The 25,771-nt window shown below is 67.3% G+C and carries 24 protein-coding genes; 4 read left to right on the forward strand and 20 right to left on the reverse strand.

The window, feature by feature from the left end; all coding sequences use genetic code 11:
- Positions 1 to 227: 227 nt before the first annotated feature.
- Complete coding sequence (orn, locus tag EVS83_RS11000) at positions 228 to 800, reverse strand: oligoribonuclease (RefSeq protein ID WP_133501092.1); 573 nt, start codon at positions 798 to 800, stop codon at positions 228 to 230.
- Between the two features lie 59 nt (positions 801 to 859).
- Here orn and EVS83_RS11005 point away from each other — a divergent pair, with 59 nt between their 5' ends.
- On the forward strand, positions 860 to 1,318 hold the full coding sequence (locus EVS83_RS11005; protein ID WP_133501093.1) for a DUF2721 domain-containing protein: 459 nt from the start codon (positions 860 to 862) through the stop codon (positions 1,316 to 1,318).
- Here EVS83_RS11005 and tadA read toward each other — a convergent pair.
- The 12 genes from tadA to ndk all read right to left on the reverse strand — a co-directional run bounded on the left by tadA (position 1,315) and on the right by ndk (position 13,957).
- Positions 1,315 to 1,800 (reverse strand): tRNA adenosine(34) deaminase TadA, encoded by a 486-nt coding sequence (gene tadA, locus EVS83_RS11010; protein WP_133501094.1) that lies wholly within the window; start codon positions 1,798 to 1,800, stop codon positions 1,315 to 1,317. The two genes, EVS83_RS11005 and tadA, sit on opposite strands and share 4 nt — an antisense overlap.
- Before the next feature lie 118 nt (positions 1,801 to 1,918).
- Entirely contained in the window at positions 1,919 to 3,487 is a 1,569-nt protein-coding gene (gene guaA / locus EVS83_RS11015) for a glutamine-hydrolyzing GMP synthase (RefSeq protein ID WP_133501095.1), read from the reverse strand.
- A gap of 105 nt (positions 3,488 to 3,592) precedes the next feature.
- Entirely contained in the window at positions 3,593 to 5,050 is a 1,458-nt protein-coding gene (gene guaB / locus EVS83_RS11020; RefSeq protein WP_133501135.1) for an IMP dehydrogenase, read from the reverse strand.
- Positions 5,051 to 5,184: 134 nt separating this feature from the next.
- Complete coding sequence (folD, locus tag EVS83_RS11025; RefSeq protein ID WP_133501096.1) at positions 5,185 to 6,060, reverse strand: bifunctional methylenetetrahydrofolate dehydrogenase/methenyltetrahydrofolate cyclohydrolase FolD; 876 nt, start codon at positions 6,058 to 6,060, stop codon at positions 5,185 to 5,187.
- 54 nt (positions 6,061 to 6,114) lie between these two features.
- Entirely contained in the window at positions 6,115 to 7,242 is a 1,128-nt protein-coding gene (gene moeB, locus EVS83_RS11030; RefSeq protein WP_133501097.1) for a molybdopterin-synthase adenylyltransferase MoeB, read from the reverse strand.
- Positions 7,243 to 7,290: 48 nt separating this feature from the next.
- Positions 7,291 to 8,688, reverse strand: coding sequence for a ribosome biogenesis GTPase Der (gene der, locus EVS83_RS11035; RefSeq protein WP_133501098.1), 1,398 nt, complete (start codon positions 8,686 to 8,688; stop codon positions 7,291 to 7,293).
- Between the two features lie 91 nt (positions 8,689 to 8,779).
- Entirely contained in the window at positions 8,780 to 9,964 is a 1,185-nt protein-coding gene (gene bamB / locus EVS83_RS11040; RefSeq protein ID WP_133501099.1) for an outer membrane protein assembly factor BamB, read from the reverse strand.
- A gap of 11 nt (positions 9,965 to 9,975) precedes the next feature.
- A complete protein-coding gene (locus tag EVS83_RS11045; protein ID WP_133501100.1) occupies positions 9,976 to 10,599 on the reverse strand; it encodes a YfgM family protein in 624 nt (207 codons plus the stop codon).
- A gap of 87 nt (positions 10,600 to 10,686) precedes the next feature.
- Entirely contained in the window at positions 10,687 to 11,469 is a 783-nt protein-coding gene (locus tag EVS83_RS11050) for a helix-turn-helix domain-containing protein (RefSeq protein ID WP_342774954.1), read from the reverse strand.
- Positions 11,466 to 12,281: a tetratricopeptide repeat protein gene (locus EVS83_RS11055; RefSeq protein WP_133501102.1), complete on the reverse strand. Its 816-nt coding sequence runs from the start codon at positions 12,279 to 12,281 to the stop codon at positions 11,466 to 11,468. Before EVS83_RS11055 ends, EVS83_RS11050 begins: the two co-directional genes overlap by 4 nt.
- Positions 12,268 to 13,428 carry a dual-specificity RNA methyltransferase RlmN gene (gene rlmN / locus EVS83_RS11060; protein ID WP_425456098.1) on the reverse strand — a complete coding sequence of 387 codons (1,161 nt, stop codon included), beginning with the start codon at positions 13,426 to 13,428 and terminating at the stop codon, positions 12,268 to 12,270. Before rlmN ends, EVS83_RS11055 begins: the two co-directional genes overlap by 14 nt.
- 103 nt (positions 13,429 to 13,531) lie before the next feature.
- Complete coding sequence (gene ndk, locus EVS83_RS11065; protein ID WP_133501104.1) at positions 13,532 to 13,957, reverse strand: nucleoside-diphosphate kinase; 426 nt, start codon at positions 13,955 to 13,957, stop codon at positions 13,532 to 13,534.
- Between the two features lie 208 nt (positions 13,958 to 14,165).
- Here ndk and EVS83_RS11070 point away from each other — a divergent pair, with 208 nt between their 5' ends.
- From EVS83_RS11070 to EVS83_RS11080, 3 genes are read left to right on the forward strand one after another with little or no spacing between them, the layout of a single operon-like run.
- A complete protein-coding gene (locus EVS83_RS11070; RefSeq protein ID WP_133501105.1) occupies positions 14,166 to 14,804 on the forward strand; it encodes a TetR/AcrR family transcriptional regulator in 639 nt (212 codons plus the stop codon).
- A 24-nt stretch (positions 14,805 to 14,828) separates the two neighbouring features.
- Positions 14,829 to 17,198, forward strand: coding sequence for a 3-hydroxyacyl-CoA dehydrogenase/enoyl-CoA hydratase family protein (locus EVS83_RS11075; protein WP_133501106.1), 2,370 nt, complete (start codon positions 14,829 to 14,831; stop codon positions 17,196 to 17,198).
- A 56-nt stretch (positions 17,199 to 17,254) separates the two neighbouring features.
- Positions 17,255 to 18,466, forward strand: coding sequence for an acetyl-CoA C-acyltransferase (locus tag EVS83_RS11080; RefSeq protein WP_133501107.1), 1,212 nt, complete (start codon positions 17,255 to 17,257; stop codon positions 18,464 to 18,466).
- A gap of 90 nt (positions 18,467 to 18,556) precedes the next feature.
- Here EVS83_RS11080 and EVS83_RS11085 read toward each other — a convergent pair whose 3' ends face one another.
- From EVS83_RS11085 to EVS83_RS11115, 7 genes are all read right to left on the reverse strand, one after another.
- A complete protein-coding gene (locus EVS83_RS11085; protein WP_133501108.1) occupies positions 18,557 to 18,868 on the reverse strand; it encodes a hypothetical protein in 312 nt (103 codons plus the stop codon).
- A 135-nt stretch (positions 18,869 to 19,003) separates the two neighbouring features.
- A complete protein-coding gene (locus EVS83_RS11090) occupies positions 19,004 to 20,293 on the reverse strand; it encodes an NAD(P)/FAD-dependent oxidoreductase (protein WP_133501109.1) in 1,290 nt (429 codons plus the stop codon).
- A gap of 38 nt (positions 20,294 to 20,331) precedes the next feature.
- The gene (gene galU / locus EVS83_RS11095; RefSeq protein WP_133501110.1) at positions 20,332 to 21,243 is read right to left on the reverse strand and encodes a UTP--glucose-1-phosphate uridylyltransferase GalU; all 912 of its coding nucleotides are present in this window, start codon (positions 21,241 to 21,243) and stop codon (positions 20,332 to 20,334) included.
- Positions 21,244 to 21,272: 29 nt separating this feature from the next.
- Entirely contained in the window at positions 21,273 to 23,180 is a 1,908-nt protein-coding gene (locus EVS83_RS11100) for a polysaccharide biosynthesis protein (RefSeq protein WP_133501111.1), read from the reverse strand.
- A 13-nt stretch (positions 23,181 to 23,193) separates the two neighbouring features.
- Positions 23,194 to 24,246 (reverse strand): MraY family glycosyltransferase, encoded by a 1,053-nt coding sequence (locus EVS83_RS11105; protein ID WP_133501112.1) that lies wholly within the window; start codon positions 24,244 to 24,246, stop codon positions 23,194 to 23,196.
- On the reverse strand, positions 24,153 to 25,328 hold the full coding sequence (gene lapB, locus EVS83_RS11110; protein WP_133501113.1) for a lipopolysaccharide assembly protein LapB: 1,176 nt from the start codon (positions 25,326 to 25,328) through the stop codon (positions 24,153 to 24,155). Before lapB ends, EVS83_RS11105 begins: the two co-directional genes overlap by 94 nt.
- A gap of 78 nt (positions 25,329 to 25,406) precedes the next feature.
- Positions 25,407 to 25,709 (reverse strand): integration host factor subunit beta, encoded by a 303-nt coding sequence (locus EVS83_RS11115; protein ID WP_027082170.1) that lies wholly within the window; start codon positions 25,707 to 25,709, stop codon positions 25,407 to 25,409.
- Positions 25,710 to 25,771 lie beyond the last annotated feature (62 nt).

Below are 25,771 nucleotides of genomic sequence, written 5' to 3' on the forward strand. Positions count from 1 at the left end.
TGCGTCGGATGAACTCCACGCGGATCGCATCATCCCACTTCGATGCGGATGCGGTCGAAACCGCCGGCTTCAAGCGAAGCACCGCAGCGCCCAGCGCGAGCTGCAAAACGATCGTCGCGACAACCGCAACGACGCGATCCCGATCCCCACGCCTCCGTTCCGCCATTGCCGACTCCTGTCGTCCACGACAGGCATCGACCGCGACTCGCGGCGACGGTTCCCCGCGATCAGCCCTGCTTCGGGCCGCCGAGTTCGCCCATGAACTGACGGTAGTGACGCAGTTCCGCGATGGAGTCGCGCGTGTCGCTCAGCGCGGTATGCGCAGATTCCTTACTCACGCCGGACAGCACCTGCGGCGCCCAACGGCGCGCGAGTTCCTTGATGGTGCTGACGTCGAGGTTGCGGTAGTGGAAGTGCTTCTCCACGCGCGGCATCAGGCGGTGCAGGAAGCGGCGGTCCTGGCAGATCGAGTTCCCGCACATCGGCGACGAATTCGGCGCGACCCACTGGTCGAGGAATTCGACGGTGCGCGCTTCCGCTTCCGCCATCGACACGCCCTGCGACACCACCCGATCCCACAAGCCGGAGCGGCGATGCTGGTTGCGATTCCAGTCGTCCATCGCCTCCAGCCGCTCGACCGGATGCGCGATCGCGAACTCGGGGCCCTCGGCCAGGATGTTGAGCTCCGCATCGGTCACGATGGTCGCGATCTCGAGGATCGAATCTTTGTCGGTGTCGAGGCCGGTCATCTCGAGGTCGATCCAGATGAGACGCTGGCCTTGGGTGCGGAGGTCGCTCATGCGCATGGTCCTTGCGGTGATTTGCGCATCATAATCCAGCGTCCCCGGGGCACGACGCGATGAATTCGATCCTCAACGACGGCCACTACGCAGTCCTGACCACCATGCTGGCGCCGGCCCTGCTGATGACGGCGACGGGTTCGATGCTGGTGTCCGCCAACGCGCGACTGGCCCGCGTGGTTGACCGACTGCGCGGGCTGATCGTCGAATGGCAGCACGTGGCGCCGGACCAGGCCGCGCGCGATCTGCGCATCCGTCGCCACCGACGTCGCGCCCATCTGGTGCTGCGCGCATGCCAGATGCTCTACATCGCGCTGGGCTGCTTCGTTGGAACCAGCCTGACGCTCGCGATCGACACGTTCCTGCGCTACCACCTCGACGTGCTGCCGACCGCGCTTGCGATCGTCGGCGTGATCGTGCTGCTGGGTGCGAGCCTGCTGCTCGGCATCGAAGTGAGCCTTGCGGTGCGCAGTTTCGACGAGGAGCTGGATCACGAGATCCAGCGGCACCGCAGCTAGGACGTCGCAGGTTTGCCGCGCTTGGCGCGGAAGTAGTTCGTGAGCATCGAGCCGGCTTCGTCGGCGAGGACGCCGCCCGTGACATCGACACGATGGTTGTGGCGCGGGTCCGCGAGCAGGTCGAACACGCTGCCCGCTGCCCCGGTCTTGGGATCGAAGGCACCGAACACGACGCGTGCCAGTCGCGCGTGGATCATCGCCATTGCGCACATGGCGCAAGGTTCGAGCGTGACGTAGAGCGTCGCACCGACGAGGCGGTGGTTGCCGAGCGCCCTGCCCGCTTCGCGCATCGCGACGATCTCGGCGTGTGCGCTCGGGTCGTTGTCGCCGATGTTGCGGTTCCAGCCTTGGCCGATGACCTCGCCGCTTGCGTCCACGACGAGCGCGCCGACGGGGATCTCGTCGTGGGTGTCGCGGGCGTGTTCGGCTAGCGCGAGGGCTTCGCGCATGAATGTTTGGTCGATGGTGCTGAGGAGGGTCATTCTGGGAGCCGCGGAGGCAAGAGCGATCTGTCGCGCGACGGTTAGTGCGAACGCCCGGCCCCGCCTACTCGGCGGGGCAATGAGCGACCTGCGCGGCAGTGCCGCGCAAGCAGGTCGCTCATTCCCATTCGATCGTCGCGGGCGGCTTGCCGCTGATGTCGTACACGACACGCGACACGCCGCGGACTTCGTTGATGATCCGGTTCGACACGTGGCCGAGGAATTCGTGCGGCAGGTGCGCCCAGTGCGCGGTCATGAAGTCGATGGTTTCGACCGCGCGTAGCGAAATCACCCATTCGTACGCCCGCGCATCGCCCACGACGCCGACCGAACGCACCGGCAGGAACACCGCGAACGCCTGGCTGACCTTGTCGTAGAGATCGGCGCGACGCAGTTCGTCGATGAAGATGTGATCGGCCTTGGCGAGGATCTCCGCGTACTCCGGCTTCACTTCGCCGAGGATGCGTACGCCAAGACCAGGGCCCGGGAAGGGATGGCGATAGACCATCGCGCGCGGGAGGCCGAGTTCGACGCCGAGACGACGCACTTCGTCCTTGAACAGCTCGCGCAGCGGTTCGACCAGCCCAAGGTTCATCTCCTCCGGCAGGCCGCCCACGTTGTGGTGGCTCTTGATCACGTGCGCCTTGCCGGTCTTGCTGCCCGCCGACTCGATCACGTCCGGATAGATCGTGCCCTGCGCGAGCCACTTCGCGTTCGTGAGCTTGTGCGACTCCTCGTCGAAGATCTCGACGAACAGGCGTCCGATGATCTTGCGCTTGGCCTCCGGATCGTCGACGCCCTTCAGCGCATCGAAATAGCGGTCGCGAGCATTGACACGAATGACGCGCACGCCCATGTGCTCGGCGAACATGTCCATGACCTGGTCGCCTTCCTGGAAGCGCAGCAGGCCGGTGTCGACGAAGACACAGGTGAGCTGGTCGCCGATCGCGCGATGCAACAGCGCGGCCACCACCGACGAGTCGACACCACCGGACAGGCCGAGGATCACCTCGTCGCTGCCGACCTGCGCACGCACGCGCGCGATCTGGTCTTCGATGATGTTCGCCGCCGTCCACAGCGTCTCGCAGCCGCAGATGTCGACCACGAAGCGGCTCAGCAACGCCTGCCCCGACTTCGTGTGCGTGACTTCCGGATGGAACTGCACGGCGTACCAGCGCTTCGCCTCGTTCGCCATCGCGGCGACCGGAATGCGATCGGTGCGCGCAGTGACGACGAAGCCCGGCGGCGCCTTCGACACGTGGTCGCCGTGGCTCATCCACACATCGAGGCGCGGCGGCGCTCCGGGATGATCCTTGAGGTCGCCGAAAAGCGAGTCCTGCGCGACGAGCTCGACCGTCGCATGTCCGAATTCGCGCGCGTCGGCGGCTTCCGTCGCGCCGCCGAGCTGCACGGCCATCGTCTGCATGCCGTAGCAGATGCCGAGGATCGGAAGGCCCGAGTCGAACACCTCTTGCGGCGCACGCGGCGCACCCGGCAGCGTCGTCGATTCCGGACCGCCCGAAAGGATGATGCCCTTCGGCGCGAACTTCGCGATCTCCGCGGGATCGTGGTCCCATGCCCAGATCTCGCAGTAGACGCCGAGCTCGCGCACGCGGCGCGCGATCAGCTGCGTGTACTGCGCGCCGAAGTCAAGGATCAGGATCTTGTCGCTGTGGATGTCGTGCACGCGCTCGGTCTTCCAGTGCGTCCCGCGCTGCGGGACTGAAACTCTCCGACGGCCCGACGTCGCGGCCGTCGACATCGTGTGGCGCCGTTGCCGGCGCGCCGCAAACTACGTGCGGTAGTTCGGCGGTTCCTTGGTGATCTGCACGTCGTGCACGTGGCTTTCGCGCGTACCCGCGCTGGTGACGCGCACGAAGCTCGGCTTCTTGCGCATCTCTTCGATGGTCGCGCAGCCGACGTAGCCCATGGTCGCGCGCAGGCCGCCGGCGAGCTGGTGCACCACGCCACGCAGTGGGCCGCGATATGGGACGCGCCCTTCGATGCCTTCCGGCACGAGCTTGTCGGCGTCGGACGCGTCCTGGAAGTAGCGGTCCTTCGACCCCTTTTCCATCGCGCCAAGCGAGCCCATGCCGCGATAGCTCTTGTAGCTGCGGCCCTGGAACAGTTCGGTTTCGCCCGGCGACTCCTCGGTGCCCGCGAACAGGCCGCCGATCATCACGCTCGATGCGCCGGCGACGATCGCCTTGCCGATGTCTCCCGAGTAGCGGATGCCGCCGTCCGCGATCAGCGGAATGCGGTCATGCAGGGCCTCGGCGACCATGTCGACCGCGGTGATCTGCGGCACGCCGACACCGGCCACGATGCGCGTCGTGCAGATCGAACCCGGACCGACGCCGACCTTCACGGCATCCGCGCCGTGATCCATCAGCGCGAGCGCGGCATCGCCGGTGACGATGTTGCCGCCGATGACCTGGCACTTCGGGAACTTCGTCTTGACCCACTTCACGCGCTCGAGCACGCCCTGCGAATGACCGTGCGCGGTGTCGACGACGATGACGTCGACGCCTGCGGCGACCAGCGCCTCGACGCGCGCTTCGGTATCGCCACCAACACCCACCGCCGCACCGACCAGCAGGCGACCGCTCGGGTCATAACCCGCGCTCGGGTTGTCGCGCTTCTTCTGGATGTCCTTGACCGTGATCAGACCGCGCAGCGCGAAGTCGTCGTTGACGACGAGCACCTTCTCGATGCGGTGTTTGTGAAGCAGGCCGAGCACTTCGTCGTCCGACGCGCCTTCCTTGACGGTCACCAGGCGATCCTTGCGCGTCATGATGTTGCGCACCGGATCGTCGAGCTGCTTTTCGAAGCGCATGTCGCGGCTGGTGACGATGCCGACCAGCTGGCCGTTCTCGTCCACCACCGGCACGCCGGAGATGTTGCGGGCGCGCGTCAGCTTCAGCACTTCGGCGATCGTCGTCTGCGGGCCGACGGTGAACGGCTCCTTGATCACGCCAGCTTCGAAGTTCTTGACCTGCGCGACCTGCGCCGCTTGCTGCTCGACACCCATGTTCTTGTGGATGATCGAGATGCCGCCGAGCTGCGCCATCGCGATCGCGAGGCGCGCTTCGGACACGGTGTCCATCGCCGCCGAGAGGATCGGCAGGCGGATGGTCAGGTCACGGGTGAGGCGGGTCGCGAGCGAGACGTCCTTGGGCAGGACCGTCGAGTGCGCGGGGACGAGCGAGACGTCGTCGAAAGTAAGCGCTTCAGCCTGGATGCGCAGCATGGGCGGCCCCGGGAGGATGAAGCGCGTCATTGTAACGCGGGCGCGGTCGCCTTCACACGCTGCTGCGTGGAACGCGCCGGCTTATGGGAGGAATCGCGGGGTGCAGGCTCCCGCGCGATGCGCGTCGGGCCGACTCAGGGATCCAGCGCTTCGGCCGCGTCCAGCGTGTTTTCCATCAGCGTGGCGACGGTCATCGGCCCCACCCCGCCCGGTACCGGTGTGATCCAGCTGGCGCGCTCCGCAGCGGCGTCGAAGCCGACATCACCGACGAGGCGGCCGTCGTCCAGCCGGTTGATGCCGACATCGATGACGACCGCCCCCGGCTTCACCCATTCACCCGGAATCAGGCCGGGTTTCCCGACCGCGACGACCAGGATGTCCGCGCCGCGCACCGCCGCCTCCAGCGTTTCCGCAGGCGTGAAGCGGTGGCAGCAGGTGACGGTGCAGCCCGCGATCAGCAGCTCCAGCGCCATCGGGCGGCCGACATGGTTGCTGACGCCGACGATGGTCGCGCTCTGCCCGCGCACCGGACGATCCGTGTAGCCCAGCAGCGTGGTGATGCCGCGCGGCGTGCAGGGGCGAAGGCCGAATTCGCGCAGCACCAGCGCGCCGACGTTCTGCGGGTGGAAGCCGTCGACGTCCTTGCGCGGGTCGATGCGGTTGATGAGCGCTGATGCATCGCGCCGATCCGGCAGCGGCAGCTGCAGCAAGATGCCGTGGATGTCCGGGTTCGCGTTCAGGCGGTCGATCAGCGCGAGCAGCTCCGCGTCCGTCGTATCCGCCGGCAGGTCGTGGTCGACCGCCCGGATGCCGACCTTCTGCGCGGCGCGGCGCTTGTTGCGCACGTAGACCGATGAGGCCGGGTCATCGCCGACAAGAATCACCGCGAGGCCCGGCGCGGACTTGCCTGCCGCGAGGCGTGTGTCGACCCGCGCCTTGAGCTCATCGAGCAGCGTCTCGGCGATGCGCTTGCCGTCGAGGATGCGGGCGGTCGGGCGAGCGTCGGTCATCGGCGGGGAAGCTGCGAACGGGCGCGCATTATCGCCGCTCGGACCGCGGCCCGGTCAGCCCGCGCAGAATTGGGCGTAGTCGATGTAGCCGGGGAACGGCCGGCCGGGTGCGCAGACCGGGCAATCCGGATCGGGTCGCAGGCGCGTCTCCCTGAAACGCATGGCGAGCGCGTCGAAGTGAAGCAGGCGGCCGGCGAGCGATTCGCCGATGCCCAGCAGCAGCTTGATGGCTTCAGTCGCCTGCAGGAGGCCGACCACGCCCGGCAGCACGCCGAGCACACCGGCTTCCGCGCAGTTCGGCGCGGCTTCAGCCGGTGGCGGTTCGGGGAACAGGCAGCGATAGCACGGGCATTCGCCGCGATGCCGGCCGGCGTCGAACACCGAGAGCTGGCCGTCGAAACGGTGCACGGCGCCGTAGACGAGCGGCTTCGCGTGGAGCACGCAGGCGTCGTTGAGCAGGTAACGCGCCGGGAAGTTGTCGGCGCCGTCGATGACGACGTCGACACCGTCGACGAGCGCATCCACGTTGTCCGATGTGACGCGCACGCGTTCCGCCTCGATACGCAGGCGCGGATTGAGCGCATGCAGTGCGGCCGTCGCCGATTCAACCTTGGCGACACCGACCCGCGCATCAGTGTGCAGGATCTGCCGCTGCAAGTTGCTGCGATCGACGACGTCATCGTCCGCGATCCGCAGCGTGCCGACGCCCGCTGCCGCGAGGTAGTACGCAGCAGGCGAGCCGAGCCCGCCCGCGCCGATGACGAGCACGCGCGAACGGTGCAGACGTTCCTGTCCGTCGACGCCCACTTCCGGCAGCCGCAGGTGGCGCGAGTAGCGATCGAAGAAGTCCGCATCGCCTTCGGGGTGCACGATCGGCAGACCATCCGCACGCCAGCGACGCGTGCCGCCGGCGACGGAAAACACTCGCGTGTAACCGGCATCGAGGAGCAGCGATACGGCTTTCGCCGACCGCACGCCGGACTCGCAGATCACACCGATCTCGCGGCTGCGATCGGTCAACGTGGACGCAATGTCCCCAGCCGCGCACGCGATGGCGCCGGTCGCCATGCCGCTCGCGCGTTCGTGCCGCTCGCGCACGTCCACCAGCACCGCCCCAGCGCGTTGGCGCTCGAAGGCTTCGGACGGGGCAAGGGTCGGAATCATCGATGGATTGTCCCGCAGTGCACGGGGCTGGGTGCGACGCGAGTGAAACGCCGCGTCGCGAAAGCCTTACTTTCGCTTGACGTGGCGAAGCAGACGGCGCTTCTTCGCGACCTGCTTCTCCGTCAGCACGTTCTTCTTGCCTTCGTACGGGTTGTTGCCTTCCTTGAAGACGAAGCGCACCGGCGTACCGACGAGCTTGAAGCGCTTGCGGAAGAAATTCTCGAGGTAGCGCCGGTAGGTGTCGCTCAACGTGCGCAGGCGCGTGCCGTGCACGACGAAGGTCGGCGGATTGCTGCCGGCCGGATGCGCGAAACGCATCTTGGCGACATGCCCACGCACCGTCGGCGGCGGATTCGTTTCGTAGGCGATCTCGACCGCGCGGGTGACATCGCTCGTGCTGAATTCCTTCGTCGCCGACGCATGCGCGCGGTGGATCGCCGCGAACAGTTCGCGCAGGCCCGAGCCGTGCTTTGCGCTGATGCGCACCGCTTCCGCCCATTCGACGAAACCGAGCTTGCGCGACAGCAGCGATGCGGCCTGATCGCGCTGGTAGTCGGTCAGACCGTCCCACTTGTTGACCGCGATGACGAGCGCGCGGCCCGCGTCGAGCGCGTAGCCGAGAACCGTGGCGTCCTGGTCGGTGATGCCTTCCGAACCGTCGAGCAGCACGACCGCGACCTGGCACTGCTCGATCGCCGACAGCGTCTTGAATGCCGAGAACTTCTCGACCGCCTCATCGACGCGCGACTTGCGACGCAAACCGGCGGTGTCGATCAAACGATAACGGCGACCATCGCGCTCCATGTCGATCGCGACGGAATCGCGCGTCGTGCCCGGCACCTCCGAGGCGATCATGCGTTCCTCGCCGAGCAGGCGATTCACCAGCGTGGACTTGCCCACGTTCGGACGGCCGATGAACGCAACGCGGATGCGCGTCGGATCCTCGTCCAGCACCGGGGCGGTGCCCTCTTCCGGCAACCGCTTGTAGATGCGCGCGAACAGGTCGTCCATGCCGTGGCGGTGCGACGCTGCGACGGCGATGCGGTCGTCCAAGCCGTAGCGTGCGAACTCGTTGATCGCCTGGTGCGCGTCGATGCCGTCGGTCTTGTTGACCACGAGCAGGGTCGGCCGGCCGGTACGCCGCAGCCACTGCAGGATTTCGTCGTCCAGCGCGGACGGGCCTTCGCGGCCGTCGACGACGAACAGAACGAGGTCCGCTTCTTCCGCCGCCGCGCGCGCCTGGCGCGCAGTCGCGCCTGCAAGGCCTTCGTCCTCGCCGGCGATACCGCCGGTGTCCACCACGGCGAAGGCAGGACGCCCTTCGGGACGCGCGACGCCGTAGTTGCGATCGCGCGTCACGCCGGGCTCGTCGTGCACGAGCGCGTCGCGCGTTCGCGTCAGCACGTTGAACAGCGTGGATTTTCCGACGTTGGGACGACCGACGAGGGCGACGAGCGGGAGCATGGTGCGACCTCGGTTGGGTCTGAAATCGGTGGATCCGAAAAACGAACGGGCCGCGCGGTGGCGTCGCCACCTGCGCGGCCCGCGCGAACGATTACTGCGCGCGGAACGCGGTCAGGCGGCCGTCGACGTTCTGCACGAGCACGATGCCGTCTGCGACGACCGGCGGCGCGAGGATGGCATCGCTGCCGGCGCGCATGCGCGCGGCGAACGCGCCGTCGGACAGGCGCAGCCAGTGCACGTAGCCTTCGAGGTCACCGACCACCGCGGCATCGCCCGCAACCGCGGGCGCGGTTACGTCGCGACGCACCAGGCCCGGCTGCTGCCACAGCGCACCGCCACTCTGCTTGTCGAGGCCGAACACGCCGCCATCGGCTTCCGTCACGACGACACGATCGCTCGACACGGCCGGACGACCCGGGCCGCCATGCTCGGCGCTCCAGATCGGGCGACCGTTCGGTGCGTCGATCGCGGCCGTCGTCTTCTTCATGCTGGTGGCGAACAGCGTGCCGCCTTCCAGCACCGGCGTGCCGTCGACGTCGGCCATGCGCTCGAGTTCGTTACGGCCTTCAGGCTGCGCGATCGGCAGATCCCACAGCGGGCGACCGTCGTTGACCGCGAGCATGGTCACCGTGCCGTCGTCGTTGCCGACGAAGATGACGCCCGGGCCGACGGTCACACCGTCGTTGCCACGCGCGGTCAGCGTCGGAAGGTCGTGGTTCCAGAACCAGCGGCGTTCGCCATTCGCGGAGTCGAACGCGGTGACGCGGCCATCGACCGAACGCACGAACACGTGGCCCTGCGCGATGGCGGGCGCGGCGATGACTTCGTTGCCGACCTTCGCCTTCCACTTCTCTTCGCCGGTCGACGCATCGAGCGCGATGACTTCGCCCTCGAGGCCACCGACGACGACCAGGCCGTCACCGACGCCGGGGCCGCCGGAGACCTGCACCTTGGTGTCGTGATGCCACAGCGCCTTGCCCGTCTGCAGGTCGAGCGCGTAGACGCCGCCCTTCACCGCCGCGGCATAGACGTGACCACCGTCGACCACCGGCGCCTGACGCAGGCCGAGACGGCCTTCGCCCCCACCGACGTTCGCGCTCCACAACTGCGCGACGTTGATCGTCGGCGTGATCGCGGCGAGTTCGGTCGGCTTGGCCGCCTTCTTGTCCTTGCTGCTGAACCAGCCGCCGACGGTCGAGCAACCCGAGATCGCGATGACCGCGGCCGCGAGCAGCGCGACGCGCAAGGACGGAGAAAGGGAACGGGCGGACTTCATCGATGAGGGCCTCACGGTGTCTGCGACGGAGCGGGCGTGCCGCCGACCTGGGTGTACTTGAGCTCGATCAGCTTGCGCTGCGGCGAGCCGACGTCGGTCAGCGCGAGCGCCTTACGGTACGACTCGCGCGCGGCGTCGACCTGACCGAGAGCGAACTGCGCGTCGCCGCGCAGGTCGAGCGTCGGGCCATCGTTGGCCGTCAGCGACGCGAGTGCGTCCTGCGCCTTGCCCGACTGGATCTGCAGCTGTGCGATGCGGCGCTCGAAGATCGGGCGCAGCGTGGTGTCCTGCGGCATCGAGCCGCGCAACGTCGCGATTGCGGCCGCGCTGTCGTTGAGGTCCGCCTGCGACTTCGCGAGGCGCAACGCCGCGAGGCTGCGGTAGGTGCCCGCGGGCAAGCCGTTGACGGCCGGCGCGGCCTTGGCGCCGTCGCGGTCGACCGAGTCCATCGCGGTCTGGAAGGTGTCGGCCTCGCGCATCGACGCCTGCGCCTGATGCTGCTGCCAGTACTTCCAGCCCGCCACCGCAGCCAAGCCAAGGGCCACGCCGCCGATCAGGCCGCCGCCATTGCGACGCAGCCATTCCTGGACGCGGCGGCTTTGTTCGTGTTCGTCGAGAAGTTCGTCGATCGCCATGCTGTCTCGCCCTGCGCCATGCGCAGGAACCGCTGGAGGACTGGGCCTCGCGCGGTGTCGGCCGGGTGATCCGGCCGAGCGGCGGAATCAGGGCGCGGACGGCGCGAGGGAACCGTCAGAGGATAACGTAAAGCGCGCGACGTTCGCTCGGATGTAGGGCGTCAGGTCGACGGGCTGGCCGTGCAGCGTGACCTGCACCGAGGATGCATTGCCGAGCACCAGACGCGAGATTTCGCCCGGCTGTACGTCGCGGGCGTCGCCCGCATGCATCAGGCCCTTCTCGACGACGCTGCCGTCGGACCCGAACAGCTGGACCCAGCTGTCCCCGGCCACTTCGATGCGAAGCGGCGTGGCGGACTGCGCCGCGGACGCGATCGGCGCGAGCGACGCGACCATCGGCGTGCGTGCCGGCGTTTCGACGACCTGCGCCTGCGACGGCGCGACGTCGAGCGATTCCACCGGCGGCGCGCTGTCGCCGTGGTTGCTGCGCGTGGCGAGCCACACCGGCACCACCAGCGCGACCGTCAGCACGGCGTACACCGCTCGGCGTGCGAGCTGTTCGGCCATGTAACGGTAGCGCGGAACGTGCGCGTGGCTGACGAGCGTTGGAATCTGCGTCGTCGTGAATGGGCTGGGCAGCGCCTCGTCATCGACGCAGATGCCCAGCGCGCGGGCATAGCCGCGTGCCTGGCCACGAACGAATACGGGTGGACCCAGACGCTCCCAGGCGCCCGACTCCAGCGTTTCGAGGACATGCACCGAAAGCCGCGTCCGTGCCGACAGGTCGGCCAGACTCACACCGCTCGCTTCACGGGCCCGCTTCAGACGCTCGCCGGCGGCAGCCCCGGCGGAGTGCGTAGTCGTCATCATTTTTCCCCAACGGGACGGGAGTCCGGGGGAAACTCCGTCCGCATACGCTGAACGTAGCGTGCAGCCGCAGCCGTGTCGCCGAGGGATTGTTCAATCTGTGACGCGAGCTGCAAGGTTTCCTGATCAGCGGCGGCCGCTGCGAGACGTCGCTGGATGAATGCGCGGGCTTCGAGGCCGTGGCCGGCGTTGAATTCGATGCGCGCCAGCGTCTGCAAGGCCAGCGGGTTGGTCGGCACGGCGGCCAGCGCCTGGCGCGCGTTGCGCTCGGCCCGGATGCCCTCGCCGGCCTGCAGCGCGCACGCGGCCCCGTTGGCGAGCGCGGCGTCCGGCGTGTCGTAGCCGGTGGCGTTGGCCGCGCGGTCGAACCAGTCCAGCGATGCGGCGGCCTGCCCGTTCGAGCACAGCCATATGCCGTAGTTGTTGAGGAGCGCGCCGCGTTCGGGCGCCAGCTCGGCAGCCCGACGATGGTGCGGACCGGATTCGCGCGGACGGCCCAGCGCATCGAGGCCCAGCGCGAGCAGGCTGTGTGCTTCGGCGGAATTCGGGTCGGCCTTGAGCGCGCGCTCCGCGGCATCGACGGCGCCCTGCGTGTTGCCACTCATCAAGCGCGACTGCGCGACCTGCGTCATGGTGTACGCGGTATCGCGCGCGTTGTTCTTCGGATCGATGTGGACTTCGGGCGCGATCTGCTCGTACTTGCCGCGCGATGTGTCCTGGCGGACGAAGGTGAGCCGGCTGCAAGCGGACGCGAGGAGGACGGAACCGAGAAGCAACACGACCGTCGACGTCCTCACGACCTTACGCTGCGGCATCACCACGCTCCCGTTGTGCGACCTGCTTGCGGAACTCCGCATTGCGTCGCGTGCGATCCATCACCTGACCCTTCAACTGACCGCAGGCCGCGTCGATGTCGTCGCCGCGCGTGCGGCGCACCGGCGCGATCATGCCCGAATCGTTCAACAACTTCTGGAACGCACGGATCGCCTGATCGGTCGGACGTTCGAAACGCGTGCCCGGGAACGGGTTGAACGGAATGAGGTTGATCTTCGCCGCGCCCTTCATCTGCACGGCGCGATCGAATGCCTTCATGAGGCGAACCAGCTCGCGCGCGTGCGCAGGCTGATCGTTGACGCCCTTCATCAGCGTGTATTCGAACGTCACCGACGTGCCGGCCTTGCGCAGCGCATAGCGCACGCAGGACTCCACCAACTCTTCGATGCCGTACTTCTTGTTGAGCGGAACGAGTTCGCTACGCAGGTCGTCGTTCGGTGCGTGCAGCGAAACGGCAAGCGACACGTCGCTGACTTCGCCCAGCTTGTCGATCATCGGCACCATGCCGGCGGTCGACAGCGTGACGCGCTTGTTCGCGAGGCCGTAGCCGAGGTCGTCGCGCATGATGCTCATCGCGCGCACGACGTTGTCGAAGTTCGCCAGCGGCTCGCCCATGCCCATCATCACGACATTCGTGAGCTTGCGCTGCTGGTGCGGCACGTTGCCGAGGTGGCGCGCCGCGACCCAGACCTGGCCGATGATCTCGGCGGTCGACAGATTGCGGTTGAAGCCCTGCGTGGCGGTGGAGCAGAACTGGCAGTTGAGCGCGCAGCCCACCTGCGACGACACGCACAGCGTGCCGCGGCCCTTGTCGGGGATGTAGACCGTCTCGATGGCGTTCTTCGGGTCCATGCCGAGCAGCCACTTGTGCGTGCCGTCTTCGGAGGCCTTGTCGAACACCACCGACGGCGCATGCACGTGCGCATGCTGCTCGAGCTTGGCGCGCAGCGCCTTGCCGAGGTCAGTCATCTGGTCGAATTCGGTGACGTAGCGGTGGTGGATCCACTTCATCACCTGATGGGCGCGATACCGCTTCTCGCCCAGCACCTGCTCGAAGAAATCCTCGAGCTGCACACGCTCGAGGTCGAAGAGGTTGGTCCTCTTCGCCTCGGGCGCGGCGACGGCCACGTCCGCGCGTGCAGCCGCGTCCGCCGGCACGGCGGAGGCCGTGTCGATCAGCGTGGCATCAATGTCGCGGGACGTGTTCGTCATTTCACTCACTGCAGTCGGATCAACGCGCGTAGACGTCGGTCTGCGGGAAGAAGTACGCGATCTCGATCGCGGCGTTCTCCAGGCTGTCCGAGCCGTGGACGGCGTTGGCGTCGATGGAATCCGCGAAGTCGGCGCGGATCGTGCCCGGCGCGGCGTCCTTCGGGTTGGTGGCGCCCATCAGCTCGCGGTTCTTGGCGACCGCGTTCTCGCCCTCGAGCACCTGGATCATCACCGGGCCCGAGACCATGAACTCGACCAGCGCGTTGAAGAACGGACGCTCGCGGTGCACGGCGTAGAAGCCTTCGGCCTCCTGACGCGACAGCTGCTTCATCTTGGCTGCGACGATCTTGAGGCCGGCCTGCTCGAAGCGGGCGTAGATCTGGCCGATGACGTTCTTGGCGACCGCGTCGGGCTTGATGATGGAAATCGTGCGCTCCAGCGCCATGGGACTGCTCTCCGAGGTTGGCGGGCGCCGGATGCGTCTCAGCGCCCAAGATAACAAGAAAAACCCGCGTAGCTACGCGGGTTTAGCCGAACTGGCAGCGCCGGATTCTACGCGTTCAGGCGGGGTCGATGAAAGCGGCTGCAGCTCACCATTGACCCCCGTATGGTTCACCCCTACTATCAAACAAGCGTTTGATTCCGGTGTGTCCATGTCCGTCCCTGCCCCCTTCTCCACCAAGGACCGCATCCTCGGCGCCGCCGAGGAGCTCTTCGCCCAGTACGGGTTCGCCGGCACGTCGCTGCGCCAGGTCACGAGCCGCGCGGACGTCAACATCGCCGCCGTGAACTACCACTTCGGCAGCAAGGAGAACTTGGTCAACGAGGTCTTCCGTCGTCGCATGGACGAGATGAGCGAGAAGCGCCTGTCCGCGCTCAAGGCCGCTGTAGACGCAGGCGCCAACGATCTCGAGCCGATCCTCGGCGCGTTCGTCGAGCCGGCGCTCGCGATGGCGCAGGACCGCCACGGCGGTGCGTCGTTCATGCGCGTCATCGCCCGCGCCTACGCCGAGAAGAACGAGGCGCTACGCAAGTTCCTGTCCGACCACTACGGCCACGTGCTGCGCGAGTTCGCCAAGGCGATCGCGACCGTGGTGCCGGAGCTGTCGAAGGAGGAGCTGTACTGGCGCCTCGACTTCCTCGCCGGGGCGCTCACCTATGCGATGTCCGATTTCGGGCTGATCAAGCGTCCGTCCGGCACCTCCGAATCCGCCCACCGCGCCAGCGCAGCGCGGGAACTGATCCGCTTCGCCGCCGCCGGCTTCCGCTGCCGTCCGGCCGACCTTTCCTGATTCCCAACCGGGACTACCACCGACATGTCGAAGAAACTGCTCGTCCGCCGCGCTGCCGTGCTCGGTGCCGGTGTCATGGGAGCGCAGATCGCCGCGCACCTGACCAACGCTGGCGTCGATACCGTGCTGTTCGATCTTCCTGCGAAGGAAGGCGATCCGAACGGCGTGGTGACCAAGGCGATCGCGAACCTCGCAAAACTCAGCCCTGCCCCGCTGGCCGACAAGTCGCTGGCCGAACGCATCACGCCGGCGAACTACGAGACCGGGCTTGAGCTGCTGCGCGGCTGCGACCTGGTGATCGAAGCGATCGCCGAACGCATGGACTGGAAGCAGGATCTCTACAAGAAGATCGCGGCGTTCGTGCCGGTGCATGCGGTGCTGGCGAGCAACACGTCGGGCCTGGGCATCAACGCGCTCGCCGACGTGCTGCCGGAAGAGCTGCGCCACCGCTTCCTCGGCGTGCACTTCTTCAACCCGCCGCGCTACATGCACCTCGCCGAGCTGATCCCGGCGAAGACCACGGATCGCGAGGTGCTCGACGGCCTCGAGACCTTCCTCACGACCACGCTCGGCAAGGGCGTCGTCATCGCGAAGGACACGCCGAACTTCATCGGCAACCGCATCGGCGTGTTCTCGATGCTGGCCGCGATGCACCACACCGAGCGCCTCGGCCTCGGCTTCGACACGGTCGATTCGCTGACCGGCCCGGCGATCGGCCGCCCGAAGTCGGCGACGTACCGCACCGCGGACGTCGTGGGTCTCGACACCATGGCGCACGTCATCAAGACGATGGCGGACACGCTGCCGGACGATCCATGGCATCAGCACTTCAAGGCGCCGGCGTGGCTCACCGGCCTCGTCGAGAAGGGCGCGCTCGGCCAGAAGACCGGCGCAGGCTTCTACACGAAGCGTGGCAAGGACATCCTCGTGCTGGACGTCGCGGCGCGTGATTACCGCCCGACCGCGGGCGATCTCGATCCGGACGTCGCTGCCATCCTCAAGGAGCGCGACCCGGCGAAGAAGTTCGCCGCCCTGCGCGCCAGCGAGAACCCGCAGGCGCAGTTCCTGTGGTCGGTATTCCGCGACACGTTCCACTACAGCGCTTACCACCTGCAGGACATCGCCGACACCGCGCGCGACATCGATTTCGCGATGCGCTGGGGCTACGGCTGGTCGCAGGGCCCCTTCGAGACGTGGCAGGCGGCCGGCTGGCAGCAGGTGGCGCAGTGGATCGCCGAGGACGTCGCCGCGGGCAAGACGATGGCGAACGCGCCGTTGCCGGCATGGGTCGCCGCGCGTAACGGCGTGCACGAGGCAACGGGCAGCTTCAGCCCGGCGCAGAACGCGGCGGTCGCGCGCTCGTCGAATCCGGTCTACGTACGCCAGCGTTTCCCCGATCCGCTGCTCGGCGAGCAGTTCGCGCCCGGCAAGACGCTGTTCGAGAACGACGGCATCCGCCTGTGGGCCGATGACGACGACATCGCGGTCGTCAACTTCAAGACCAAGATGCACACGGTGTCGGACAAGGTGCTCGACGGTCTGCAGGAGGCCATCGGGATTGCCGAGCGCGACTTCGGCGGCCTGGTGATCTGGCAGCCGAAGGAGCCCTTCTCCGCCGGTGCCGACCTCGCCGGTGCGCTCGGCCTGCTGCAGGCCGGCAACGTCGCCGGCTTCGAGGCGATGGTCGAGAACTTCCAGCGCACCAGCCAGCGCATCAAGTATTCGCTGGTACCGGTCGTCGCGGCCGTGCGCGGCCTCGCGCTCGGCGGCGGTTGCGAGTTCCAGATGCATGCCGCGCGCACCGTGTTCGCGCTCGAGAGCTACGTCGGCCTCGTCGAAGCGGGCGTGGGCCTTCTGCCGGCCGGCGGTGGCCTGAAGGAGTTCGCCGTGCGCGCGTCGCAGGCCGCGGGCCCGGGCGGCGACGTGTTCGCGCAGCTCGAGGCGCCGTTCGAAAGCGTCGCGATGGCCAAGGTGTCGACGTCCGCGTTCGAGGCGAAGTCGCTGAAACTCGCGCGGGAATCGGACGTCGTGACGTTCAACAGCCACGAGCTGCTGCACGTCGCCAAGGCGCAGGCGCGCGCGATGGCCGAAGCCGGCTACCGCCCGCCGCTGCCGGCGCGCAACGTCGTGGTCGCCGGCGATGTCGGCATCGCGTCGCTGCAGATGATGCTGATCAACATGCTCGAGGGCATGTTCATCTCGCCGCACGATTACGAGATCGCGACGCGCATCGCCACCGTCATGTGCGGCGGCGCGGTCGATCGCGGCTCGGTGGTCGACGAGGAATGGCTGCTCAAGCTCGAACGCCAGCACTTCGTCGAGCTCGCGCAGATGGAGAAGACGCAGCAGCGCATCGCGCACATGCTGCAGACCGGCAAGCCGCTGCGGAACTGAGGTTCGAAGGCCCGTCCTTCCGAATCCCCTTCGAACCTCGACACAGAGAACCGAACATGAGCAAGCAAGTCCAGGACGCCTACATCGTCGCCGCCACCCGCACGCCGGTGGGCAAGGCGCCGCGCGGCTTCTTCCGCAACACCCGCCCCGACGACATGCTCGCGCACGTGCTGCGCAGCGTGGTCGCGCAGGCGCCGGGCATCGACGTCAACCGGATCGACGACGCCATCATCGGCTGCGCGATGCCGGAAGCCGAGCAAGGCATGAACGTGGCGCGTATCGGCGTGCTGCTGTCGGGCCTGCCGGACGTCGTCGCCGCGCAGACGATCAATCGTTTCTGCTCGTCCGGTTTGCAGGCCGTTGCGCTCGCGGCTGACCAGGTGCGGCTCGGCAATGCCGACCTGATCCTCGCGGGCGGCACCGAATCGATGTCGATGGTGCCCATGATGGGCCACAAGATCGCGCTCAATCCGCGCGTCTTCAACAAGGACGAGGACCACATCGCGATCGCCTACGGCATGGGCATCACCGCCGAGAACGTCGCGAAGGAATGGAACATCTCGCGCGAGGCGCAGGACGCGTTCGCGGTGGAATCGCATCGCAAGGCGCTTGCGGCGATCGCCGCGGGTGAGTTCAAGGACGAGATCTCGCCGTACGAAGTTGTCTCGCACGTCCCCGACCTGGCGGGCAATGCGATCCGGCTCAAGAAGCGCATCGTCGACACCGACGAAGGCCCGCGCGCCGACACGTCGATGGAAGGCCTCGCCAAGCTCAGGCCAGTGTTCAAGAACGGCCAGTTCGGCGGTTCGGTGACGGCCGGCAACGCGTCGCAGATGAGCGACGGCGCGGCCGCGGTGCTGATCGCCTCCGAAGCGGCCATCAAGCAGTACGGCCTCACGCCCCTCGCCCGCTTCGTAAGCTTCTCGGTCGCCGGCGTGCCGCCCCACATCATGGGCATCGGCCCGAACGCGGCGATCCCGAAGGCGCTGAAGCAGGCCGGCCTGACGCGCGATCAGCTCGACTGGATCGAGCTCAACGAAGCGTTCGCGGCGCAGGCGCTCGCGGTGATCAAGGACAGCGAACTCGATCCGTCGAAGGTCAATCCGCTCGGCGGCGCAATCGCGCTCGGCCATCCGCTCGGCGCGACCGGCGCGATCCGCACCGCGACCATCGTGCACGGCATGCGCCGTCGCCAGCAGAAGTACGGCATGGTGACGATGTGCATCGGCACCGGCATGGGCGCGGCGGGGATCCTGGAAGCGATCTGACGCGCGATCCGGTCGCAGTCGATCGCGACGGTGCAAATGCAAAACGGGCGGCCTTCGGGTCGCCCGTTTTGCCTGGTGCGACGCGTGCAGTCAGGTCTTGCAGGCGACGAACTTGCCCTTCGCGTCGCGGCACGGCGCCTTCTTGGCCACGGCCGTTGTCGGGCATGCGACGAACTTGCCCTTAGCGTCGCGGCAGTGCGATGCCTTCGGTGCGCCACTTGTGGATTTCGCCGGCGCTGGACGCGGCGTCGCTGGCGTCGAGCTCTTTGCAGCGGCGTCAGCCTTGGCGGACGCAGTCGTCGTCGTGCTCGTGTGGGGTGTCGAGGTCGCAGGCGGAGCCGCGTTGGCGGACAGGCTGATCGCGAGGACGGCTGCAGCGGCAATGGCGAACAAGCGGCGCATGGCGGAAGCCCTGTGGGTGGCGGATTGCCACGCCTCGCACGTTGCCAATAGCGAGCCTACCGGCCGATGGCGACCGCATTAACGATTCGTCATGCAGCAACCGCGGCACGGGTCGCTGGCGTCACGCCAAGGCCTTTACCGGCGTTCGCGAAGCGACTTCGCGGCGTCCTTGGCCTGCGCCCACCAGTAACTCATCTGCGCAGCGACGAAGCCGGCCGGCTTGAACGCCGGCGCGAGCCCGTATCGGCCGAGATGCTGCCATCGCGTGTCGCCTTCCGCGATGGCGGACGCCACCAGGTCGCCCGCAGCTGTGGTCGGCGCCACGCCATGCCCGCCAAATGCTTGCGCGACCCACAAGCCGGGCTCCGCCTGCAGCACATGCGGCATCTCGTGCGGCGCGTAACTCATCAGACCCGACCACGCGTAGTCGATCGCGATACCGCGCAGCTGTGGAAACACCCGCAGCGTGTCCGCGACGAGCAGTTTTTCGACCTCCGCAGGCGAACGATCAAGCACCGAGATGCGACCACCCCACAGTAGGCGCGTGTCGGGCAGCGGCCGGTAATAGTCGAACGCGAAGCGCGTGTCGTATACGGCGGCCGGCGTACGCAGCACGTCCTGCATGCGATCGCCGAGCGGTGCGGTGACCATCACGTACGTCGCGATCGGCAGCACCGCCGCGTCGACGCGCTGATGCAGGCGTGCGAGGTAGCCGCCGCACGCGAGCACGACCGTGCGTGCCCGCACCTCGCCATCCGGCGTGCGCACGCGCCAGCCGTCACCGTGTCGATCCAGTCCGATCGCGGGCGTCGCCTCATGCAGACGACCGCCGCCGTCTTCGAGCACACCGGCCAATCCACGCGCATAACGCAGCGGGTGGAAATGGAACGCCGCAGCCTCGAACAGACCCTCCGCATAGCGTTCGCTGACGACGCGCTCGCGCATCGCCGCGCGATCCAGCCACGTCCACTCGGTGCCGTAATGTTCCGAAAGCAGGGCTTGGCGCGCGATCAGTCGCTGGCGATCCTCGAACCAGTTCGCCCAGATCACACCGCCGTCGACTACATCGCAGTCGATGCCGTAGTGATCGATGCGCGCGCGGATGCGTCGTACGGCATCGATCGTCCAACCATAGACCTCGCGCGCGACATCGGCGCCGAGGTCCGCCAGCAGGCGATCTTCGCCGCGCGAATAGCCACCGAACACGAAGCCGCCGTTCCGCCCGGATGCGCCGAATCCGATGTGTTTCGCTTCGAGAAGAACGACGTCGCCGCGTCCACGTTCGAGCAGTCCAAGCGCGGTATTGAGACCCGCGAATCCGCCGCCGACGACGCAGACGTCGCAGTCGATGGCACCCGCCAACGGCCGCGGCGCCGGCGGTGGGCCAGCGCTCGCGTTGTAGTAGTCACCCTGGAATCGCGGCATCGCGCCAGCGTGGCGCGCACCGCCCGGCCTGTCCAGCCTCAGGCGATCTCGACGACGCCGAGTTCGACGAGCGCGTTGCGCATCATGTCCGCCGCGGCGTCGCTCAGCTTCTCGTGATCGAGCGCATAGCGGATCGTCGCCTCGATGAGCCCGATGTGCGTGCCGCAGTCGAAACGCGTGCCGCGGAAGCGGTAGGCGTCGACGAACTCCTCAGTCAACAGCCGTCCGATTGCATCAGTGAGCTGGATCTCGCCGCCGGCGCCAGGCGTGGTGGTCTCCAGCAACGAGAAGATCCGAGGCGACAGCACATAGCGGCCAACGACCGCGAGGGAGCTCGGCGCATCTTCGGGCTTGGGCTTTTCGACGATGCGCGTGATGCGGCCCTGTCGATTCTGGAAGTCGGTGGTCGCCACGATGCCGTAGCTCGCCGTCTTCTCCGGCGCGACGTCCTGCACCGCGATCACGCTGCAACCACTCTGCTCCGAGGCATCGGCCATCTGCTTCAGCGCGCCCGGGCCGCGGTTCCAGATGAGGTCGTCCGGCAGCAGCACGGCGAACGGCTCGTCGCCGATCACTTCCTTGGCGCACAGCACGGCATGGCCGAGGCCGAGCGCTTCGGCCTGCGTGACGAACACCGTCTTGACGCCCGGCGGCAACACGTGGCGCACGAGTTCGAGCTGCTCGTACTTGCCCGCGGCCTCGAGCTTCTGCTCGAGTTCGTAGGCCTTGTCGAAGTAGTCGGCGACCGCGTGCTTGTAGCGGTTGGTAATGAACACCAGCGTGTCGCAACCCGCTTCGATCGCTTCATCCACCGCGTATTGGATCAACGGCTTGTCGATAACCGGAAGCATTTCCTTCGGCACCGTCTTGGTGGCCGGAAGGAAACGCGTGCCGAGTCCGGCGACAGGAAAGACAGCCTTGCGAATGCGACGCGGGGGAGTCGGGGTCATCGATGATTTTTTTGAGGGGCCGGAATCGCTCAGATTTTGCGCGACTGCCGTGCAGGAAATGCGACGACCGTCGCGGTCGATGCGCTATTGGTCGACGCCGTCAGCGGCTCGAATTCGGGCACCGCATCGCGCAGCAGGCGCGCAAGTGCATCGATGTCATAGCGCGTGCACGCGTCGCGGAAACGCGCCACGGCATCCACGACATGCGTCGACACGACGGTGCGCGGCTCGGCCTGGAGGATCTTCGGATGCTGCGTCGGGCGATAGCGTTCGTCGGCGTGGAACAGCGTCTCGTGCAGCTTCTCGCCGGGACGCAGGCCGGTGTACACGATCGCGACGTCGCGGCCGGGCTGCTTGCCGGCAAGGCGGATCATCTGCTCCGCGAGCAGACGGATCGGTACCGGCTCGCCCATGTCGAGCGTATAGACGGCTTCGTGCGTGCCGATCGCCGACGCCTGCAGGATGAGCTGGCAGGCTTCCGGAATGGTCATGAAGAAGCGCGTCACCTCGGGATCGGTGACGGTGACGGGACCACCCGCGCGGATCTGCTCGCGGAACAGCGGAACGACGCTGCCCGCCGAGTCCAGCACGTTGCCGAAGCGCACAGTGACAAAGCGCGTCGGACAATCCGCCAGCGCTTGGCAGACCATTTCCGCCATGCGCTTGGTGGCACCGAGCACGTTGACCGGGTCGACCGCCTTGTCCGTCGAAATCAGGACGAAGGTGCCGACCGACGCGTCGCGACAGGCCTGTGCGACGGCATGCGTCGCCAGGATATTGTTGCGCACCGCTTCGCGCAGCTGCGCTTCGAGCACCGGTACGTGCTTGTACGCGGCGGCGTGGAAGACGGCTTCCGGCTGCGCCAGGCCGATCGCATAGCCGATGGCTGCAGTGTCGCCGCAGTCGCCGAGCACCGGGATGATCTCGATGTCGGGGAAATCTCGGCGTAGCGCACTCTCCGTCGTCATCAGCGCCAGCTCGTCCATCTCGACGAGCGCGATGCGTCGCGCACCATGGCGCGCGCACTGACGACAGAGTTCGGCACCGATGGAGCCACCCGCGCCGGTCACCAGAACCGACCGACCACCCAACCAGCCTCGAATCGCCTTCCAGTCCGGCAGCACGGGCTTGCGACCGAGCAGGTCTTCGATCGCGACTTCCTTGAGCTCGCCCGGCATCGAGCGACCTTCGAGCACGTCCTGCAGGCGCGGCACGGATCGGAATGGGAGTCCACTGCGCTCGCAGATCGTGACGATGCGCTGCAGTGAGGTCGCGTCCGCCGAGGGGATCGCGATGACCACGAGTTGTGCGGCCGTCTCGCGCGCGATGGCCGGAAGCTGGTCGATCGCACCCAGTACGGGGACGCCATGCATCTTCGAGCCGCGAAGGCGCGGCGCGTCGTCGAGGAACCCGACCGGTTGATAAGTACCGAACCGGCGCAGGTCGCGCACCAGCGCTTCGGCAGCCTGCCCGGCGCCGAGGATGAGCACGCGGGTGGACGAGGTGCGGCGACCTTCGTACTGGGCGTCCTTCCAGGCGCGGTAGATCAGGCGCGGCGCGCCGAGCATTGCCGCCAGCACGATCGGGTAAAGGACGAGCACGCCGCGCGGCACGGCGTCCATGCGGTTGTAGAGGAACAACGCGGCGACCACGCCGATGATGCCGATGACCGACGCTTTGAGGATGTTCCAGAGGTCCGGAACGCTGGCGAAGCGCCACAAGCCGCGATAGAGACCGACGTGCCAGAACGCGACGCCCTGCACCGTCAAGACGAGCGCGGTCTCGAGCGACCACAGCGGAAGGTCCGGTGCGCTGGGCTCGACCGCGTAGCGCATCCAATGCAGTCCGTACCAGACCGCCCAGACGACAGCGAGGTCGTGGACGGCGACTGCGATGCGCGGCAGGCGGGCCTGCCAGAGTGACTGCGTTCCGGGCATCGATCCTTCTCGGTTAATCCTTGGCGGCCGCATGCGGGCCGCGCTGGGCGATCAGCCAGAGCACGGCCGCGCCCGTATACCACACGCCCAGCGACGCCATGGTAACGCCCGGCCGGTCGGACGGCATCGAAATCGCAATAACCGATGCGACGACGGCCGCTGCGATGTAGCCACTCGTTACGCGAACGTGGCCATAGCGACGCGCCAGAGCCTGATACAGATGCTGCGTGTGTGCTTCCCACCAGCGCTCTCGACGGACCATCCGACGAAGCAAGGTCATGCCGGCGTCGACGAGGAACGGAGAAAGCGGGAACAGCAAGCGCAAGCCGTCGGACGGCGCACGCGCCGCGGCCCGCGCCGCGAGCATCGCCATGACGAACCCGAGCGCGCCGCTTCCTACGTCCCCCATGAAAATGCGCGCACGAGGGAAGTTGAACGGCAGGAAGCCGATGCATGCCGCGGCGACGGCCAGCGCCAGTGGCGCATCGCCTAGTGCCGCCGCCGCAACCGCAACGATCGCCGCCTGCGACGCCGCGATCCCGTCGATGCCGTCCATGAAGTTCCAGACGTTGATCAGCACGACCGCCATGGCGATCACCGCCAGGAACAGCATCGGCTGCGTCGACGGCTCGAACGTCACGAACGCGAGCAGTACTCCGGCGCCGACGTGCACGATGAGCCGCAACGAGGCCGACAGCGGTCGGTGGTCATCCCAGGCGCCGATCGCGGCCACTGCGAGGAACCCAGCGAGCGAGAGCACCACGGATGCGAATTCGCTACGCTCCGCGGTCATCAAGATCGCGATGGCGATTGCCACCCCGGGCCCGGCGCCACCACCACGGGGCGTCGCAATGGAATGACTGCGTCGCGCACCCGGCTCGTCGACCAGGCGCCGCCGCAATGCATAAGCACGCGCCACCGCTGTGCCGGCAGCCGAGACGACCAGCACCGTCAATGTCAGCAGGAGCGGGCTCACACGACCGCGTAGTTCAGCAGCGGCTTGACCGAGCCCCATTCCTTGCAGCTCGGACACTGCCAGTGGTGGCTGCGAGCGCCAAAGCCGCAACGCGTGCAGCGATAACTCGGATTCCGCACGAGTAGCTGGTCGGTGATGTTGCGAAGGTCGACGAGCGTCGCGGTGGGATCCGCCTGTTCGGCGAGCGAAAGCTCAATCAGCGCGGCTTCGCCACGCACCGACGGACGATCCTTCAATTCCTTGGCGAGGTAGGCGCGTGCAGGCGCGACCCCCTCCTCCTTCTCGATCATCTTCGTCAATGCGAGGACCGGCGCAATGCCGCGATAGTGCTCGCACATCTCCGCGAGGAACTTGCGCGCGCCCGGCACGTCGCCCACCGCCTCGTACGCTTCGAGAAGCTGCGGCATGACCTCCGGCAGATAGTCCGGATCGCTGCGCGCGACGCGTTCGAACGAACGGATCGCTGCGGCATGGCGTCCAGCGTCCATTTCGATGCGGCCTTCGAGCATGCCAGCGCGCACCGAGTTCGCATCGGCTTCGTAAGCGCGCGCCACGGCCTCGCGTGCGGCATCCACATCACCGGACGCACGGAAACGATCCGCGAGTTCGCATTCGAAATGCGCGATCAGCTTGCCCATCGGCTCGCCGGTCGCCGATTCGAAGCGCTGTGCGTTCTCGATCGCCTTCGACCAGTCGCGTTCGGCCTGGTAAATGCCGATGAGATGGCGCAATGCCAGCGGCGACATGTCGAGTGCCACCAGTTCGCTGAAAACCGTCTCGGCGCGATCGAGCAGGCCGGACTTCATGTAGTCCTCGCCAAGCGCGAGAAGCGCCTGCACGCGTTGTGCGTCGTTGAGGTCGTTGCGCTGCACGAGCGCCTGATGCAGGCGGATCGCGCGATCGACCTCGCCGCGGCGCCGGAACAGATGGCCCAGCGCAACCTGCGTCTCGAAGGTTTCCTTGTCGAGCTCCGCGATGTGCAGGAACAGCTCGATCGCCTTGTCCGGCTGCTCGTTGAGCAGATAGTTCAGGCCGCGGAAGTAGGTCGTCGAGAGGCGACTGACTTGGCTTTCGCTGTGCAGCTTGCCGCCGCGTCGACCGATCACCCAACCCGACAGGGCGGCGAACGGGAGCAGCAGGAAGAACCACAGCCATTCGTTGATGAACGCCATCGTGGGCTCCGTCGATGTCGGCGGGAGAGTCGCCCAGCCCGGGCCGGGATGGCAAGGCGCGCGCCCTGCCGGCGGACGTCAGACGTCCTCGTCGATCGGTTGCACGCCGCTTACGCGTTCGCGCAGTTCCTTGCCCGGTTTGAAATGCGGTACGTGCTTGCCACGAAGCGCGACCGACTCGCCCGTCTTAGGGTTGCGGCCCACGCGCGGCGGCCGGTAATGCAGGCAGAAGCTGCCGAACCCGCGGATTTCGATGCGCTCGCCGCCCGACAGCGATCCGCTCATCATGTCCAGCAACGATTTCACCGCCAGCTCGACATCTTCGGCCTTCAGATGGGCCTGTCGCTGGGCGAGGATCTCGATGAGCTCGGACTTGGTCATGAACGGCCGGGTTCGGGAGCGTCGGATAGGAAGAGTGCGCAGGGAGGCGAAATCACCGTCCC

This window comes from Cognatilysobacter terrigena (assembly GCF_004361065.1).
Taxonomy (GTDB): Bacteria; Pseudomonadota; Gammaproteobacteria; order Xanthomonadales; family Xanthomonadaceae; genus Cognatilysobacter; species Cognatilysobacter terrigena.